The 16,291-nt window shown below is 68.9% G+C and carries 16 protein-coding genes; 13 read left to right on the forward strand and 3 right to left on the reverse strand.

The features are described 5' to 3' along the window. The first annotated feature begins 12 nt into the window (after positions 1 to 12). The 5 genes from atpD to FOZ76_RS02065 all read left to right on the forward strand — a co-directional run bounded on the left by atpD (position 13) and on the right by FOZ76_RS02065 (position 5,435). Complete coding sequence (gene atpD, locus FOZ76_RS02045; RefSeq protein WP_143946461.1) at positions 13 to 1,434, forward strand: F0F1 ATP synthase subunit beta; 1,422 nt, start codon at positions 13 to 15, stop codon at positions 1,432 to 1,434. A 157-nt stretch (positions 1,435 to 1,591) separates the two neighbouring features. After that, positions 1,592 to 2,005: a F0F1 ATP synthase subunit epsilon gene (locus tag FOZ76_RS02050; RefSeq protein ID WP_143946462.1), complete on the forward strand. Its 414-nt coding sequence runs from the start codon at positions 1,592 to 1,594 to the stop codon at positions 2,003 to 2,005. Between the two features lie 17 nt (positions 2,006 to 2,022). Beyond that, positions 2,023 to 2,310, forward strand: coding sequence for a M23 family metallopeptidase (locus FOZ76_RS02055; RefSeq protein ID WP_170235255.1), 288 nt, complete (start codon positions 2,023 to 2,025; stop codon positions 2,308 to 2,310). A 224-nt stretch (positions 2,311 to 2,534) separates the two neighbouring features. After that, positions 2,535 to 2,885 carry a S8 family serine peptidase gene (locus tag FOZ76_RS02060; RefSeq protein ID WP_143946464.1) on the forward strand — a complete coding sequence of 117 codons (351 nt, stop codon included), beginning with the start codon at positions 2,535 to 2,537 and terminating at the stop codon, positions 2,883 to 2,885. Positions 2,886 to 3,086: 201 nt separating this feature from the next. Further along, positions 3,087 to 5,435 (forward strand): FdhF/YdeP family oxidoreductase, encoded by a 2,349-nt coding sequence (locus tag FOZ76_RS02065; RefSeq protein ID WP_143946465.1) that lies wholly within the window; start codon positions 3,087 to 3,089, stop codon positions 5,433 to 5,435. Between the two features lie 27 nt (positions 5,436 to 5,462). On the opposite strand, the gene FOZ76_RS02070 is transcribed toward FOZ76_RS02065, so the two are convergent. Together FOZ76_RS02070 and FOZ76_RS02075 are read right to left on the reverse strand one after the other, a co-directional pair. Continuing rightward, positions 5,463 to 6,548 (reverse strand): TRAP transporter substrate-binding protein, encoded by a 1,086-nt coding sequence (locus tag FOZ76_RS02070; protein ID WP_143946466.1) that lies wholly within the window; start codon positions 6,546 to 6,548, stop codon positions 5,463 to 5,465. 42 nt (positions 6,549 to 6,590) lie between these two features. Further along, positions 6,591 to 7,364, reverse strand: a complete 774-nt coding sequence (locus FOZ76_RS02075; RefSeq protein WP_143946467.1) for an aldolase — start codon at positions 7,362 to 7,364, stop codon at positions 6,591 to 6,593. Between the two features lie 116 nt (positions 7,365 to 7,480). Between FOZ76_RS02075 and FOZ76_RS02080 the strand changes: the two genes are divergently transcribed. The 6 genes from FOZ76_RS02080 to FOZ76_RS02105 all read left to right on the forward strand — a co-directional run bounded on the left by FOZ76_RS02080 (position 7,481) and on the right by FOZ76_RS02105 (position 13,337). After that, complete coding sequence (locus FOZ76_RS02080; protein WP_143946468.1) at positions 7,481 to 8,098, forward strand: helix-turn-helix domain-containing protein; 618 nt, start codon at positions 7,481 to 7,483, stop codon at positions 8,096 to 8,098. A 254-nt stretch (positions 8,099 to 8,352) separates the two neighbouring features. Next, complete coding sequence (locus FOZ76_RS02085; RefSeq protein WP_170235256.1) at positions 8,353 to 9,189, forward strand: IclR family transcriptional regulator; 837 nt, start codon at positions 8,353 to 8,355, stop codon at positions 9,187 to 9,189. Between the two features lie 38 nt (positions 9,190 to 9,227). Then, entirely contained in the window at positions 9,228 to 10,031 is an 804-nt protein-coding gene (locus tag FOZ76_RS02090) for an alpha/beta fold hydrolase (protein WP_143946470.1), read from the forward strand. A gap of 26 nt (positions 10,032 to 10,057) precedes the next feature. Further along, the gene (locus tag FOZ76_RS02095; protein WP_143946471.1) at positions 10,058 to 11,047 is read left to right on the forward strand and encodes a Bug family tripartite tricarboxylate transporter substrate binding protein; all 990 of its coding nucleotides are present in this window, start codon (positions 10,058 to 10,060) and stop codon (positions 11,045 to 11,047) included. A 72-nt stretch (positions 11,048 to 11,119) separates the two neighbouring features. Beyond that, positions 11,120 to 12,631, forward strand: coding sequence for a carotenoid oxygenase family protein (locus tag FOZ76_RS02100; protein WP_143946472.1), 1,512 nt, complete (start codon positions 11,120 to 11,122; stop codon positions 12,629 to 12,631). Positions 12,632 to 12,638: 7 nt separating this feature from the next. Beyond that, positions 12,639 to 13,337: an alpha/beta fold hydrolase gene (locus tag FOZ76_RS02105; RefSeq protein ID WP_143946473.1), complete on the forward strand. Its 699-nt coding sequence runs from the start codon at positions 12,639 to 12,641 to the stop codon at positions 13,335 to 13,337. A 52-nt stretch (positions 13,338 to 13,389) separates the two neighbouring features. Here the strand turns inward: FOZ76_RS02105 and FOZ76_RS02110 are convergent, their stop codons facing one another. After that, positions 13,390 to 14,127, reverse strand: a complete 738-nt coding sequence (locus FOZ76_RS02110; RefSeq protein WP_143946474.1) for an SDR family NAD(P)-dependent oxidoreductase — start codon at positions 14,125 to 14,127, stop codon at positions 13,390 to 13,392. Between the two features lie 179 nt (positions 14,128 to 14,306). Here FOZ76_RS02110 and FOZ76_RS02115 point away from each other — a divergent pair, with 179 nt between their 5' ends. Then, positions 14,307 to 15,107 (forward strand): hypothetical protein, encoded by an 801-nt coding sequence (locus FOZ76_RS02115; RefSeq protein ID WP_143946475.1) that lies wholly within the window; start codon positions 14,307 to 14,309, stop codon positions 15,105 to 15,107. Between the two features lie 50 nt (positions 15,108 to 15,157). Continuing rightward, a complete protein-coding gene (gene hemE / locus FOZ76_RS02120; RefSeq protein WP_143946476.1) occupies positions 15,158 to 16,234 on the forward strand; it encodes a uroporphyrinogen decarboxylase in 1,077 nt (358 codons plus the stop codon). Positions 16,235 to 16,291: the final 57 nt, after the last annotated feature.

Here is a 16,291-nt window from a genome sequence, read left to right on the forward strand (position 1 = left end):
CAAGGAATCGACATGAGCAACGGAACCATCGTTCAGTGCATCGGCGCCGTGGTGGACATTCAATTCCCCCGCGATCACATGCCCAAGGTTTACGATGCCCTCACCCTGGCCGACGACAGCTCGTCGTACGCCGAGAAGGGCCTGACCTTCGAAGTCCAGCAACAACTGGGTGACGGCATCGTCCGTACCATCGCCATGGGCTCGTCCGACGGCCTGCGCCGCGGCATGGCCGTCAAGGGCACCGGCGCCCCGATCTCGGTGCCCGTCGGCACCGGCACCCTGGGCCGCATCATGGACGTGCTGGGCCGTCCGATCGACGAAGTCGGCCCGATCCAGTCCGACGAGCGTCGCGCCATTCACCAGGAGCCGCCCGCATTCGACCAACTGTCGCCGTCGGTCGAGCTGCTCGAAACCGGCATCAAGGTCATCGATCTGGTCTGCCCGTTCGCCAAGGGCGGCAAGGTCGGCCTGTTCGGCGGCGCCGGCGTGGGCAAGACCGTGAACATGCTCGAGCTCATCAACAACATCGCCAAGCAGCACAGCGGTCTGTCGGTGTTCGCGGGCGTGGGTGAGCGCACCCGCGAAGGCAACGACTTCTACCATGAAATGGCGGAAGCCGGCGTCATCCAGATGGACAACCTGCCGGAGTCCAAGGTGGCGATGGTGTTCGGCCAGATGAACGAGCCCCCGGGCAACCGTCTGCGCGTGGCCCTTTCCGGCCTGACCATGGCCGAGAAGTTCCGCGACGAAGGCCGCGACATTCTGTTCTTCGTCGACAACATCTACCGCTACACCCTGGCCGGGACGGAAGTGTCGGCGCTGCTGGGCCGTATGCCTTCCGCGGTGGGTTACCAGCCGACGCTGGCCGAGGAAATGGGCCGCCTGCAGGAGCGCATCACCTCGACCAAGACCGGCTCGATCACCTCGATCCAGGCCGTGTACGTGCCGGCGGATGACTTGACCGACCCGTCGCCCGCGACGACCTTCCTTCACCTGGATTCGACCGTCGTGCTGTCGCGTGACATCGCCGCGCTGGGTATCTATCCCGCCGTCGATCCGCTCGACTCCACCAGCCGCCAGCTCGACCCGCAGGTCGTGGGCGAAGAGCACTACCAGGTGGCCCGCGGCGTGCAGCAGACGCTGCAGCGCTACAAGGAACTGCGCGACATCATCGCGATTCTGGGCATGGACGAACTGTCGCCGGAAGACAAGCTGGCCGTGGCTCGCGCCCGGAAGATCCAGCGCTTCCTGTCGCAGCCCTTCCACGTCGCCGAAGTGTTCACTGGCGCGCCGGGCAAGTATGTGACGCTGAAGGAAACCATCCGTGGCTTCAAGATGATCGTCGACGGCGAGTGCGATGCCGTGCCCGAACAGGCGTTCTACATGGTCGGTACGATCGACGAGGCCTTCGAGAAGGCCAAGACGCTGAAGTGAAAGTCCCCTCCTACGCGCTGACGCGCGCCCCCCAGGGGGCGGTGCTGGCGGACCGGCAAAGCCGGCTCCGCGGCACCCTGGATCGGCCGGCGTGCTTTCATGCGCCGTGGTCGCGCCTGCGCGTTGTGCGGTGGAGCAACTGAAATAGGGAAGCCCAATGGCAACCATACACGTTGATGTCGTAAGCGCCGAAGACTCGCTTTTTTCCGGCGAGGCGAAGTTCGTGTCGCTGCCGGGTGAGGCCGGCGAGCTGGGCATCCTGCCCGGCCACACGCCGCTGATCTCGCGCATCCGCCCGGGCACCGTCAAGATCGTGCGCCCTGACGACAGCGAGGAACACGTGTTCGTCGCTGGCGGTCTGCTGGAGATCCAGCCGACCACGGTGACGGTGCTGTCGGACACGGCGATCCGCTCGCACGACCTGGACGAAGCCAAGGCCGAAGAGGCGCGCCGCCAGGCCGAGGAAGCCCTGCGCAACGCGCAGGACAAGTCCGAGGTGGCTGTGGTCGAGGCCGAGCTTGCCATGCTCGCCGCGCAGTTGTCCGCGATCCGCAAGCTGCGCGGCCGCTGATCCGCACGGCCTGCTGTGTGGCGCACGAAGCCCGCGACCGCAAGGAAGCGGGCTTCGTTGTTTTGCCGCCGGACGGGCCGCCCCAAGGCAAGAGGCGTCTCTCGGAAGGCGAGCGCGTCGAGGCCGGCGCCGAACTGGGCCGCTGCGGCAACAGCGGCAACACCTCGGAGCCCCGCCTGCACTTTCACCTGCAGGACGGCCCGCGGCTGGGCCTGCCGGCCCAGTTCCTGAACTACGCCGCGAACGGCAAGCCCGTCGATCGGGGCGAGCCCGCCAAGGGCAAGACGATACGACCGCTCGAGTAGAGGCGCAGAAGGGGCGGCAAGCGCCCCATGGCCCGGCCGGCCCCTCAGCCCGTCGGACCGGCCTGTTTGCCGATGCCGGTCCATCGTGGTCATAGCCGCTATGATCCCTGGTGCGCACGCCCCGGGTTTTGTCCGGGCGGGCGCATCGTCGTGCCGCGCCATGCCGGGCGCGCTCGCCCAGGCCGCCGGCGCCACGACGCACGGTGTGCTTTCCAGGAGGACCCATGCATCCCTTTCGTTCACTGCGTCTGTTCACCGTGTGTGCGCTACTGCCCGCGCTCGCCCTGGCCGGCTGCTCATGGCTGCCGCGCTGGGCGGGCGGCGGCGAGCCCGGCGCCACCGTGGTCCAACCCGCCGCTCAGGACAATCTGGTCGTCGTGCAATACCGCCAGGGGCCGCGCTCGTTCGCCGCGCAGACCGCCAACGAGGCCGTCGGCGTGCGCATGGTGCAGACCCTGGGCGTGATCGACGGCGCCCTGGTCGAGCCGCCGGCCGGCATGAGCGCCGAGGAGGCGGCCGCCCGTTTGCGCGAGCAGGCCGGGGTCGTCAACGCCGAGCCGCAGCGCGCCCGCTGACGCCCGGGGGCACGCGCCCGGCGCTGGTCGACAGCCCGTGTGCCGGGCCATGAGCCCGTCCACGGCGGCGACGATGTGCGGCATGACGACGCGGGCCACGCCCAGGCCGCCGTCCGGCCGACGAGCGCGGCAACCAGGGGTATGAATCCTGCGGACATGGGGTCGCATCCGACGCAACCTCATGTTCCCGCAGGAGACGGTATGACGCGCAAAGTCGATTTCGCCCCCTACAAGGGTCCCGCCGGAGGCTGGGGTTCGGCCTATTCCGTAGGCAACGTGCTGGTGCGCCAGATGGCGCCAGGCGCCGTTGCGACGCTCGGGCGCCAGAACAAGGCTGGTGGCCATATGTGCACCAGTTGCGCATGGGCCAAGCCGGCGCGCTCGCATCCCTTCGAGTTCTGCGAGAACGGCGCCAAGGCCACGGCCTGGGAGACCACGACGCGCCGGGCCGATTCCGGCTTCTTCGCCACGCACAGCGTGAGCGAGCTGCGCGCCATGACCGATTTCGAACTGGAGAACGCGGGGCGCCTCACGACGCCGATGCGTTGGGACCCGCTCAAGGACGCCTATGTCGAGGTCGACTGGGAGCAGGCGTTCGCCGAGATCGGCGCAGAGCTCACCGCGTTGCGAGCCCGAGCGGAACAGGTCGTGTTCTACACCTCCGGCAGAGCATCGCTGGAGACTTCCTACATGTATCAACTGTTCGCCCGCGTCTACGGCAACAACAACCTGCCGGACAGCTCGAACATGTGCCACGAGAGCACCTCGGTGGCGCTGCCCAAGACCATCGGCGTGCCGGTCGGGACGGTGCGACTGCCCGACTTCGCAGTGACGGACGCCATTTTCTTCTTCGGCCAGAATGTCGGTACCAGCAGCCCGCGTCTGCTGCACGAACTGCAGCAGGCGAGCGAGCGCGGCGTGCCGATCGTGACCTTCAATCCCTTGCGCGAACGCGGGCTGGAAGCTTTCAAGAACCCGCAGTCGCCCTCGGAGATGGTGTCCAGCCTGTCGACGCGGATTTCGTCGCAGTACCACCAGGTGGTGCCGGGCGGTGACTGCGCGGCCATTGCCGGCATGTGCAAGGCGATCCTGCAGGCGGATGACGAGGCCGTGCAAAGCGGCGCACCGCGCGTGCTGGACATCGATTTCATCCGCGAGCATACGGACGGGTTCGATGCGTTCGCACAGGCCGTGCGCGCCCGCGAATGGGCCGACATCGAGCGCGAGTCCGGGCTTACCCGCGGCGCGCTGCAGGCGGCCGCGCGCGTGTATTGCCATGCGCGCGCCGCGATCGCGATCTACGGAATGGGCATGACCCAGCACGTGCGCGGCGTGGACAACGTGCACATGATCACGAATCTCCTGCTCATGCGCGGCAACATCGGCAAGCCGGGCGCGGGCGTGTGTCCGGTCCGCGGCCACTCCAACGTCCAGGGCCAGCGCACCGTGGGCATCACCGAGAAGCCCGAACTCGCGCCGCTCGACAGGCTGGCCGAGCTCTATGGTTTCACGCCGCCGCGCGCCAAGGGCCTGGACACCGTCGGCACGTGTGAGGGCGTGATGGACGGCAGCGTGCGCGGCTTCGTCGGGCTGGGCGGCAACCTCTTGCGCGCGGCCCCGGATTCGGGGCGGCTGGAGCCGGCCTGGCGCGGTCTGCGCCTCACGGTGCACATCGCGACCAAGCTGAACCGCACGCACCTGCATCCGGGCGAAATCGGCTATCTACTGCCCTGTCTGGCGCGCAGCGAACTGCATGCAAGTCCGCGGGGCGCGCAGGCCGTCAGCACCGAGGACAGCACGGCCTGTATCCACGGTTCGATGGGCAGGCGGAAGCCGGCGAGCGCTCGCCTGCTGGCCGAGTCGGCGATCGTTGCCGCCATCGCCGAACGCACGGTGGCGGCGGACGCCGCGGTGCCCTGGCCGGTCTGGGCGCACGATATGGTGGCGGTGCGGGCAGCGATGGCGGCAACCTGGCCGGATCAGTTCGGCGACATCGAGACTGCCATGTGGCAGCCCGGCGGCATGCCGCGCCCGCTGGGGGCGCGCCAGCGCGAGTGGAAGACCGGGAATGGTCGCGCCAACTTCATGGCCGAAGCGGCGGTACCATCCGAGTCGGCCTCGCCCGGCAGCGACGTGCTGCGCCTGATGACGCTGCGCAGCAACGACCAGTTCAACACCACCGTATACGGCTACGACGATCGATTCCGCGGCATCAAGGGTACGCGGCACGTGGTGCTGATGCATCGCAACGACATCGACCGGCTGGGCCTGTACGAAGGCGACACCGTGAAGCTGTGCACCGTCGCTGCGGACGAACGCAGGCGCGAGCTGGAAGGCCTGCGTGTGGTGCCCTATGACGTACCCGAGGGTAGCTGCGCTTCCTATTTTCCCGAATGCAACGTGCTGCTGCCGCTGGGACACCATGCGCGCGAGAGCCGCGTGCCGGCCGCCAAGTCGATACCGGTGCGCATCGTGCGGCTGGGCGGCGTGCCCCGGGCCACGGCGCCGGGCAAGGCCGGGGCGTCGCGGGTCGATGCGCGCCACCTGTAGCCCCGGCTCCGCGCCGGGTGCCAGCCGCTATACGCCCTGCTGGCGCGTGCTCATCAGGAAGTTCGCGGCGGCGCCGTCGTTGACGCTGGCCCAGAGCAGTTGGTCCGCGCGGAACGCGCGCCAGTGCTTCAGCACCTTGGCAAACGCGGCATCACGGCCCGCATAGTCGTCCAGCACCTGCCGTGTGGCGTCCTGCATGGCCTGCATCACCGGCACCGGCCAGCTCTGCAGCTTGATGCCCTGGCCCACCAGGCGGCGCAGCGCCACGATGTTGTTGGCGTCGTACTTGGCGAGCAGGTCTTCGCCGGCCTGGGTGCAGGCTGCGCGCAGGGCCGCCTGGTAGCGCTCGGGCAGGGATTCCCAGGCCTGCTGGTTGACGGTCACGCTCAGGTTGGCGCCCAGCTCCATGACGCCGGGGCCGTAGTAGTACTGGGCCACCTTGGCGAAGCCGAGCTTCTCGTCGTCGTAGGGGCCGACGAACTCGACGGCGTCCAGCGAGCCCTTCTCCAGCGCGGGATAGATGTCCGAGCCGGCGATCTGCTGCGGCACCGCGCCGAGTTTCTCGTAGACCATGCTGAGCAGGCCGGGCGTACGGATGCGCAGGCCCTTCAGGTCTTCGACCTTCTCGATGGGCTTGCGGAACCACCCGCCCATCTGCGCGCCCGTGTTGCCGCAGGGGATGGCGGTGACGTTGAAGGCGTCGTACAGCTCCTGCATCAGCGCCTGGCCGCCGCCGTGCAGCAGCCAGGCGGCCTGCTGCCGAGGACTCAGGCCGAAGGGCACGCCGGTATCGAAGGCCAGTGCGGGGCTCTTGCCCAGGTAGTAGAAGCCTGCGGTGTGGCCGCAGGGCACGGTGGCGTTCTGCACCGCGTCCAGCACCTGCAGCGGCGGAACGATCTCGCCGGCCGGGAAGGCGCGGATGGTGAACTTGCCGTCGGTCAAGGCGGCCACGTTCTGGGCGATGAGTTCGGCCGAGCCCCAGACCGTGTCGAGCGAGCGCGGGAAGCTGCTGGGCATGCGCCATTGCAGTGTCGGTGCCTCCTGCGCCAGCGCAGGCGCGGCGATCAGGGCGGCACCCGTGGCGGTGGAAGTCAGGAAGTGTCGGCGACGCATGTCGTGGCTCCTTGCTGGTGTCGGGTCGGATGTCGGGGCGGTTCAGGCGAGGCAGTCGGGCGCTTCGCGCAGCACGCGGCGCGCGAAGTACGCGAACGTGAGGCCGGTGATCTCGGGCTTGAGCAGAAAGTCGTGCGATCCCTGGGCACGCTCGCCGGGGACCGGGCGCACCGGCCCGATGGCGCGGGCGCGCAGTTGCGCGGCGGCGGCCTGTTCGAACCAGATCGCGAGCACGGCGGCCTCCTCAATGGAGCGGCCGGCGGTCAGCAGGCCGTGGTTGGCAAGCAGCAGGGAGTGCTTGCTGCCCAGCGCGTCCGCGATGATCTCGCCTTCGTTGTTGCCGATCGGCAGCCCGGGCCACTCCGGCAGGAAGGCGCAGTCGTTGTGGAACGGGGTGGCGTCCATGTGCGCGACGACCAGCGGCTCGCCCACCATGGCCAGGGCGCTGGTGGCCGGCGGATGGGTGTGCACGATGCATTGCACGTCCGGGCGCTGGGCATAGACCCACATATGGAAGCGGTTGGCCGGATTGGGCAGCGAGCGGCCGTCCAGCGGCTGCAGGTCGTCGTCGATGCGGATGACCGACTCGGCCGTGGCCTCGTCCGCACCGACGCCGAAACGCAGCGTGAAGTAGGTGCCCGGCTCCTCGGCGCGGGCGGTGATCTGGCCGGCCAGCCCGCCATACCAATGGCCTTGGGCCGCGAGCATGCGGCAGGCGAGGACGAAACGCTCGAGCGGTGTCCAGGATGGCAGCGAGACGCGGGTGGCGATTTCACGATCCACGCGTTCGCGCAACTGCTGTTCAGTGTCGGACATGATGTTTTCCTATAGGCAACTTGTTGCCCAAAGTACATAGAGTTGTCTGGTGCGTCAATGATGGTTGTCCCCAATCGGTGGCATCATTCGGCTTTGCGATTTTCTGAGGTAAAGCCATGTGCGCAGCGCGTTTGCAGGAGGCTGGCACGGGTTCGCGCCCTGGCGCCTCGCAGCCCGGGGCGGCCGCGATCCAGGCCCGGATCGGGCTGCGCCTGCGTGCCCTGCGCCGGGAACGCGGCCTCACCCTGGCCGAGTGCGCACAGCGCGCGGGCCTGGACAAAGGCTTTCTGTCGCGCGTCGAACGGGGCGAGAAATCGGCCTCGGTCGGCACGCTGCATGCCCTGGCCGGGGCGCTGGGCGTCAACCTGTCGGCGCTCCTGGGCGAGACCGACCCCGGCGAGGAGATCGTGGTCGTGCGCGCCGGCGAACGGCGCCTTGCCCGGGCCAGCGAGGAGGAGGGCGCCCACCTGTACGCGGCCTTGTCTGCGCACGGCAGCGGCGGGCCGACGGTCATGCTGGTCCATGTCGGGACGCACGGCGAACGCGCCGCGGCGCACCATGCCGGACAGGAACTGATCTTCGTACTCGAGGGGCGGGTGCAGGTGCGCTTCGGCGAGCACGTCGTGGTGCTCGAGCGCGACGACAGTCTGCGCTTTCCGGGGTATCTCGATCACAGTCTACAGGCACTCGGCCGGCGTGCGGCCCGCGCGCTCGTCGTGATCGACGCGGCCTGAGCGCAAGCTTCGCACCTTGCGGCCTGCAGGGCGCCTGGGCGCGTCGCGTGCGATCGATTCCCCCGGGTCTAGTCCTAAGGGAAAACCTTGGTATGAGACAAATCAAGGGCTTACATTGAACAAAACCGCATAGCGGTTTTTCGGACGATAGCCGTTGCTGGCCTTCGGGCCGGCTGGCATGCTCCCGCCAACGACCTCGCCCGCCACCGTGGCGGCGCCAGGAAAAGTGCGCAATCCCGCGCATGGACGCGAGCATGACGACCCCCGAGCCCAGCCCTGCCGAACTGCCGGAACCCGGCGACCAACGCGACGAGCGGCGCTTCGTGCACGCCCTGGCGCGCGGCCTGAGCATTCTCGAAGCGTTCGACAGCGAGCGCGAACTCGGGGTGGCCGAGCTTGCCGGGATCACGGCCATGCCGGCCACGACGGTGGGGCGGTTCGCCTACACGCTGGCCGAACTGGGCTACCTGCGCCAGGTGCGCAGCGGGCGCTACGTGCCGGGCGCCGGTTTTCTGGGCCTGAGCGCGTCGATCAACCGCAACCTCGGCATGCAGCGTGTGGCCCGGCCCTACCTGGACGCCCTGGCGCGCGACCTGGATTGCACGGCCATCGTCGGCATGCACGATCGCAACGCGATGGTGTTCCTCGAAGTGGCGCGCCCGCGCACCGCGATCGTGGTCAACACCGACGCAGGCTCGCGCATTCCGATCCTGACCACGGCCATGGGCCTGGCCTATCTGGTCGCGGCGCCGCTCCCGGAGCGCGCCCATCTGCTCGAAGCCCTGCGCCCGCGCACGCCGGACTGGCAGCAAGCGCGCGAACGCATCGAGAAGGCCTACACCAGCTACGCGCGGCGCGGCTTCGTGCTGCAGGAACGCTCGGCCTCGCGCGAGGTGAACGCGGTCGCCTGTCCGCTGGTGTCCGAGCATGCCCACGTGGTCTACACCTTCATGTGCGGCGGACCCAGCAGCACGACGCCGCGCCGCCTGCTGGCCGAGGAAATCGGCCCGCGCCTGGTCCAGACGGTGAAGGCCGTGGCCAGGGAGCTCGAACGCACGCCGCTGTTGCGATTGCCCAAGGCGCCGCTATGACGCCTTGACGGCGCCCCATCCCTACCGGAGGAGACACCATGCAACCTTATCGCTACCCGGACCACCAGGTCTCGGGCGACGCCGACACGACCGTATTCCTGCTGCACGGGGCCTATGGTTCGAAGGCCTATTTCGAGTACGAGACCGCGACCCTGGTGCGCGCGGGCTATCGCGTCGTGGCCTGGGACGCGCCGGGCTACGCGCTGAGTCCGCTGCCCGCGCAAGGGCTGAGCATCGAGCGGCTGGCGGACACCGCCGCCAGCCTGGTCGAACGCGAGGGCACCGCGCGCAACGTCGTGCTCGGCCACAGCATGGGCGGCATCGTCGCGCCCGGGGTCGCCGTGCGCCTGCCCGAGCGGGTGCACGGGCTGGTGGTGTCGGCCACGGTGGGCTCGTTCTCCCAGAAATCCGAGGAAGACCGCCGTACCTTCCTGGCGGAGCGCGTCGAGCCCTTGAAGCGCGGCCGGACCTTCGAGGAGACAGCCGGCGCGGTCGTCAACGCGATGTTCGCGCCCGGCTCCTCGGGCCCCATGGTCGATCTGGTCAAGCGCGTGGCGCTGAGCACGTCGGCGAGCACTTTCTGCTCGGCCATCGAGGCCATCGTGGCCTACGAGGGCTTGCCGACCCTGCGCCAGGTGCGCGTGCCGACCCTGCTCATCGCGGGCGCCCACGACACGGTCGGCCGTCCGGAGGGCATGCGGGCCATGCGCGAATTCGTGCCCCAGGCCGAGCTGGTGGTCATCGAGAACGCTGGCCACTACGCCTTTGCCGAGCAGCACGAGGCCTTCAACCGCCATCTTCTGGCCTTCCTGGCCCGTATCGGGCAGACGGCGCGCGCCTGAAGCGCCGCTGACTAGGAGGAGACATCATGAAACTGCATCACCTTGCGATTCCCGCGCTGGCCGCCGCCTTGCTGGCGGGTACGGCGGCGGCCCAGCCGGCTGCGGCCGAGGACCCTGCAGCCTGGCCGTCCCGGCCGGTCACCATCGTCGTGCCTTATCCGCCGGGCGGCCTGACCGACACCGTGACGCGCGTGCTGGCCGAGTCGCTGGCCAGGCAAACGGGGCAGTCGGTGCTGGTGGAGAACAAGCCGGGCGGCTATGGCCAGATCGGCCTGGACGCGATGCTGCGCGCGCCCAAGGACGGCTACACGCTGGGCTTGGTGGTGCCCGCCACCATGATGACGCTGCCGCTCACCCAGCCCAACTACCGCATCAAGCCGCTCGAGCAGCTCGCGCCGCTGACCATTGCGGTCGACACCTTTCTCACGCTGGTCGTGAGCCCGGAAATGCAGGTGACCGACCTGCAGGAGTTCATGACGTATGCCAAGGCCAATCCCGGCGCCATGAACTACGGCACGCCGGGCGCAGGCACGAGTTTTCACTTCAACAACGTGATGATGGCCCAGAAGATGGGCATCGAAGCCGTGCACATTCCCTACGCGGGCGAGGTGCCGATGCTCACCGATCTCTCGGGCGGACGGCTGCAGTACGCACTGGTGACCAACACCGGCAAGTCCTACATCGAAGGCGGCAAGGTGCGTCCGATCGCGGTGACCGCCAGGCAGCGCGTGCGCTCCCTGCCGGATGTGCCGACCTTCCAGGAGGCCGGGCTGGACTTCACCTCGGATGGCTGGGTCGGCTATGCCGCGGCCGCGGGCACGCCCGAACCCCTGCTCGAGCGCATCAATGCCGCACTGGTGCAGGCCCTGAACGCGCCCGACGTGCGCGAGCGCCTGGCCAACATGGGCTACTCGGTGGTGGCCAACCGCCGCGCGGACTTCACGCGGTTGGTGCAGACCCGGGGCCAGGAGTACGAGGCGCTGTTCCGCTCGGGCGCCGTATCGCTCAAGGAGTAGGGCGCGCGAGCGCGGGCCCGGTGGCGCCATCCCTCGTCCCCCATCCGAACCGACGACACACAGGCAGACATCATGATCGAGATCAAGCGCAGCATCCCCATCCGGCTCGCGCCGGACAACGACCACCCCTTCCTGCAGGGGCCTTTCCGGCCCAACGGCGACGAGTACGTGGCCGACACCGACGACATGCAGGTGATCGGCGAGATTCCCAAGGATCTCGCCGGGATCTACGTGCGCAACACCCACAACCAGGTGCATGAGTCGATCGGCATCTACCATCCTTTCGACGGCGATGGCATGCTGCATGCCGTGCATTTCGAGAACGGGCGCGCCACCTACCGCAACCGCTTCGTCGAGACCACCGGGTTCCTCGCCGAGCAGGCCGCGGGCAAGTCGCTCTGGCCGGGGCTGCTCGCGCCGCAGCACTACACGCGGCGCGGCTGGGGCGCCATCGGCGCGATGAAGGACAATGCCGGCACCGACATCCTGTGCCATGCGGGCAGGCTGATCGCGTCGATGTCGCAGGGCAGCGAACCCTGGCGGCTGGACCCGGTCACGCTGGAGACGCTGGGCCCGGACGCGGCCTGGGCGCGCGCCGTGCCGGACGGCGTGTCGTCGCACTACAAGGTCGATCCGCTCACGGGCGAGATGATGTTCTTCAACTACCCGGAGCGCTGGCCGCACATGCACTATGGCATCATCGACCGCGACAACCGGCTGGTGCACTACGAGCCGATCGAGCTGCCCGGCCCGCGCTGGCCGCACGACCTGGGCATCACCCAGCACTACAGCATCCTGCACGACCTGCCGTTCTTCTTCGATCCGGAAGGGCTCAAGCACGGCCAGCGCAAGCTCGAATTCCACCGCGACGTGCCGGCGCGTTTCGGCATCCTGCCCCGGCACGGCACCAACGCCGACGTGCGCTGGTTCGAGGGCACGCCCTGCCACATCCTGCACCTGGCCAATTGCTACGAAGACGGCGACGAGGTGGTGATGGACGGCTGCATCATGCCGAATCCGCACAAGCCTGCCGTCGGCCAGGACGACGGCAGCCGGCAGGCGGCCTACGGACGCATCCGCGCCCACCTGGACAAGCACAACAACCCGACGCTGATGTATCGCTGGCGCTTCAACCTGAAGACGGGCCAGACGCGCGAGGAGCAGATCGACGACGAGATCACCGAGTTCCCGGTGGTGAGCAACGACTACGTCGGTCGCCCCTACCGCTACAGCTACAACGTGCTGTACGAGAAGGGCGAGTGGCTGTTCCGCGGCCTGAAGCGCTACGACCTGCAGACCGGCGCCACCCAGCGCTACGAGTACGGGCCGGGCCGCTACGGCAGCGAGCCGCAGATGGCGCGCCGCCTGGGCGCCAGGGCCGAGGACGACGGCTACCTGCTCACCTTCGTCACGGACATGCGCGAGGACCGTTCCGAGTGCCTGGTGCTCGATGCCAGCGACATCGGCCGCGGCCCGCTGGCGCGCATCGTCCTGCCGCACCGCATCTCGGCCGGTACGCACGCGTGCTGGGTCGAGCACGACCGCATCGCGGGCGAGGCGCGCGATGCGGCCTATCTTGCGTGAGGCTGCGATGCCCGAGCTCATGCTCATTCCCGGGCTGAACAACACCGGCGACGTGTTTGCCGGCGTGGTTCAGGCCCTGCCTGTCGGCGTGACGGCGCATTGCCCGAGCTGCCCACCGCTCGAGCGCGTCGAGGCGATCGCCGACGCCTTGCTGGAAACGGCGCCGGAGCGCTTCTTTCTCGCCGGCTTTTCGTTCGGCGGCTACGTCGCGCTGGCCATGCTGGCGCGGGTGCCGCAGCGCGTCGCCGGCATTGCGCTGATCTGCAGCGATTCCGGTGCCGATACGCCGGCGCAGCGCGAACGCCGCCGCGCGGCCCGGCAGCGGGCAGCGGACGGCGAATACGAAGCCATGATCGAGGCCCAGGCCGGCAACGCCTTTCACCCCGCCAGCCTGGCGCGCCCCGACCTGCTGGCGGCGCGCCGGCGCATGGTGAGCGACTACGGGGCAGAGCGGTTCATCGCGCACACCGAGGCGGTCATGCAGCGGCCGGATCGCACGGGGCTGCTCGACGGCTTGCGCCCGACCCTGTTCGTGGCGGCGTCGGACGATGCGGTGTTCCCGCCCGCCGGCGTGCAGGCGCGCGCGGCCGCGGTGCCGGGTGCGCAGTACGTGTGCCTGCCGGACGCGGGGCATCTGCTGCCCATGGAGCAGCCACGGGCGCTGGCGGACGTGCTCGCGGCATGGGTATCGGCCCGGCGCGGCTGACCGCCGGCCGGGCCGCGCAGGCCGGCGTGCTGCTGCTCGACATGCCTCGCATCTATAGTGTCAGCCGCTTGAACCATGCCTCCGGCACGGCCTTGACCAGCCACATGATGGGCGCCCACCAGCCCGGCACATAGGCCACGTTGCGCTTGCCGTCGATGGCGCGCAGCACGCCATCGGCGACCCGTTCGGGCGTGCTCCACAGCTTGCCCTTGGGGCGGGTGGCCATCATCGGCGTGTCGACGAAGCCTGTCTTTATCGTGACGACGTGCGCGCCGCAGTGGTAGAGGCGGTTGCGCAAGCCTTGCAGAAAGACGCCCAGCGCCGCCTGGCCGGCGCCGTGGACGTAGTTCGACTGGCGTCCGCGGTCGCCGTCGATGCAGGTCAGCACGGCAAGCGTGCCGTAGCGTTGCCGCTCGCACGCGTTGGCCAGGCGGGTGAGCAGGGCAATCACGCTGAAGGCGTTGACGCCGAGCGACTCCAGCGCCAGGGCGACGCTGGCTTCGCTCTCGCGCTGATCGGGCAGCACGCCGTAGGCGAGCAGGGCGACATCGAAGCCGCTCAGGCCATCGATCGCGGTATCGATGGCCTGGGTCTGGGCATCGATGTCGCTCGCCTCGAAGTACGCGGTGTGTACCTCGCTCGCGCCGGCCTCGCGCAGGCCTTGGGCGACGATCTCGAGCCGGTTGCGGTCGCGCGCGAGCAGGTAGAGGCGGCCGCCTTTGCGGGCATACTTGCGGGCGGTTGCCTGGGCAATGGCGGACGTTGCGCCGAAGATGACGACTTTTTTCATGGTATGGGTTAGGGCCGGCCGGTTTCGTTTGGTTCCTGACGCAGCAAGCCGCATGCAGGGCCGTGGCGGTTTTTCCGATGCGCCGCCGGGCACTACGTAGTAGCCGCGATGCGTTAGATACGTATTGTCACAAAATGGGCGGCCAAGAAGAATGCAGGTTCTGCCTCACGGAGACAACGATGAACCGACGTATCGATTGTGCGCTGCTGATGCTGCCCGCGTTCGGCGAGTGGGTGGCGGCGCCCTGGACGGAGCCGCTGCTGGGCCCGGTGCACCTGCAGGTCCTGCCGTTGTGCGAAGGCGGCGGATGGAACGGGCAGGTGCAGGCGCAGGGCTGCTATGCGCCGCAGGCCGCCATGGCGCTGTCCCGCCTGTCCCCGGCCTTGCGCCGGTTCGACCTCTGCGTGCTGCCGGTGAGCCCGGCGTCGCTCGGGTGGACGCGGGCAGCGCTGCTGGCGGCGCGTGGGCAACTGCCCGTACCGCTGCTCCTGCTCACCCGGCAGGTGTCTTCCGGCGCGGTGGGCGACCTGCTGGCGCTGGGCGCGGCGGACTTCATGCCGCAAAGCGCCCGCCACGAGGAAATCAAGGCGAGGCTGCTGCGCTGGGGTGTGCGTGCCGCACCGACGCCCGGCCTTGCGCCTTTCGGCGGCGCGGACCCGGCGAGCGCGCCGGGCGACACTTGGCTACTGAAGGCCCGCGCGCAGGGCTTTCGCGCGACGCGCAACCAGGTGCTGGAGCACTTCGAGCGCAGCTATGTCACCGGCATGCTGGAGCGCTTTCGCGGCAACGTGACGCATGCCGCGCGCGCCGGCCAGCAGGATCGCCGCGCGTTCTGGCAGTTGATGCGCAAGCACAGCATCCTGTCGGCGGACTACCGTCGCCTCGCCATCGCCGAGGCGCACCGTGTCGACGGGAACGCGCAGCCGCCGCCCGGATGGAACCGGACTGCCGGGATCCACCCGGTACGCGCGCCATCCTGAACGGATCGACCCGCTAAAATGCCCCGATTAAGCCCACCGAGGACTCGGCCGTGTCCCACTCCGATCTGCGCAACGATGTCCTGTTGCGCGCCCTGCTGCGCGAACCCGTTCCGTACACACCGATCTGGCTGATGCGTCAGGCCGGCCGCTACCTGCCCGAATACAACGCCACGCGTGCGCGCGCCGGCTCGTTCCTGGGCCTGGCCAAGAACCCGGCCTATGCCACCGAGGTCACGCTGCAACCGCTCGAGCGCTTTGCGCTGGACGCGGCCATTCTGTTCTCCGACATCCTCACGATCCCGGACGCCATGGGCCTGGGCCTGTCGTTCGAGACCGGCGAAGGGCCGCGGTTCGCCCATCCCCTGCGCGACGAGGCGGCGGTGGCCAGGCTGGCCGTACCCGATCTGGGCGAGCTGCAATACGTGTTCGACGCCGTGTCCGAGATCCGGCGGGCGCTGGACGGCCGGGTGCCGCTCATCGGCTTTGCCGGCAGCCCCTGGACGCTCGCCTGCTACATGGTGGAGGGCGCCGGCTCGAGCGACTATCGCCAGGTCAAGACGCTGCTGTACCAGCGCCCGGACCTGATGCACCGCATCCTGGAAATCAACGCCCGCTCCGTCATCGGCTACCTGAACGCCCAGATCGACGCGGGCGCGCAGGCGGTGATGATCTTCGACAGTTGGGGCGGCGTGCTGGCCGATGGCGACTTCCAGGCGTTTTCGCTGGCCTACACTCGCTGCGTGCTGGCTGGGTTGAAGCGCGAGCACGACGGGCGCCGCGTGCCCTCCATCGTCTTCACCAAGGGCGGCGGGGTCTGGCTCGAGGCCATCGCCGATGCCGGCAGCGACGCAATCGGGGTGGACTGGACGGTCGATCTCGGCGCGGCCCGCGAGCGTGTCGGGCAGCGCGTCGCCCTGCAGGGCAATCTCGATCCGATGATGCTGTTTGCCGGCCCGGAGCGCGTCGCAGACCTGGCGCGCCGGGTGCTCGACAGTTTCGGTCCGGTTCAGCCCGGCTACGGTCACGTTTTCAACCTCGGCCATGGCATCTCGCAGTTCACGCCGCCGGAAGCGGTGGCTGCGTTGGTGGAGACTGTACATACCCACAGTGCTGCGCTGCATGGCTGACTCTGGCGGGGCTGTTGTGCGCGTTGGGAGTGCGTATCGGCGCGACGTTCGTTGAAT

The organism is Verticiella sediminum (assembly GCF_007558815.1).
Classification (GTDB): domain Bacteria; phylum Pseudomonadota; class Gammaproteobacteria; order Burkholderiales; family Burkholderiaceae_B; genus Verticiella; species Verticiella sediminum.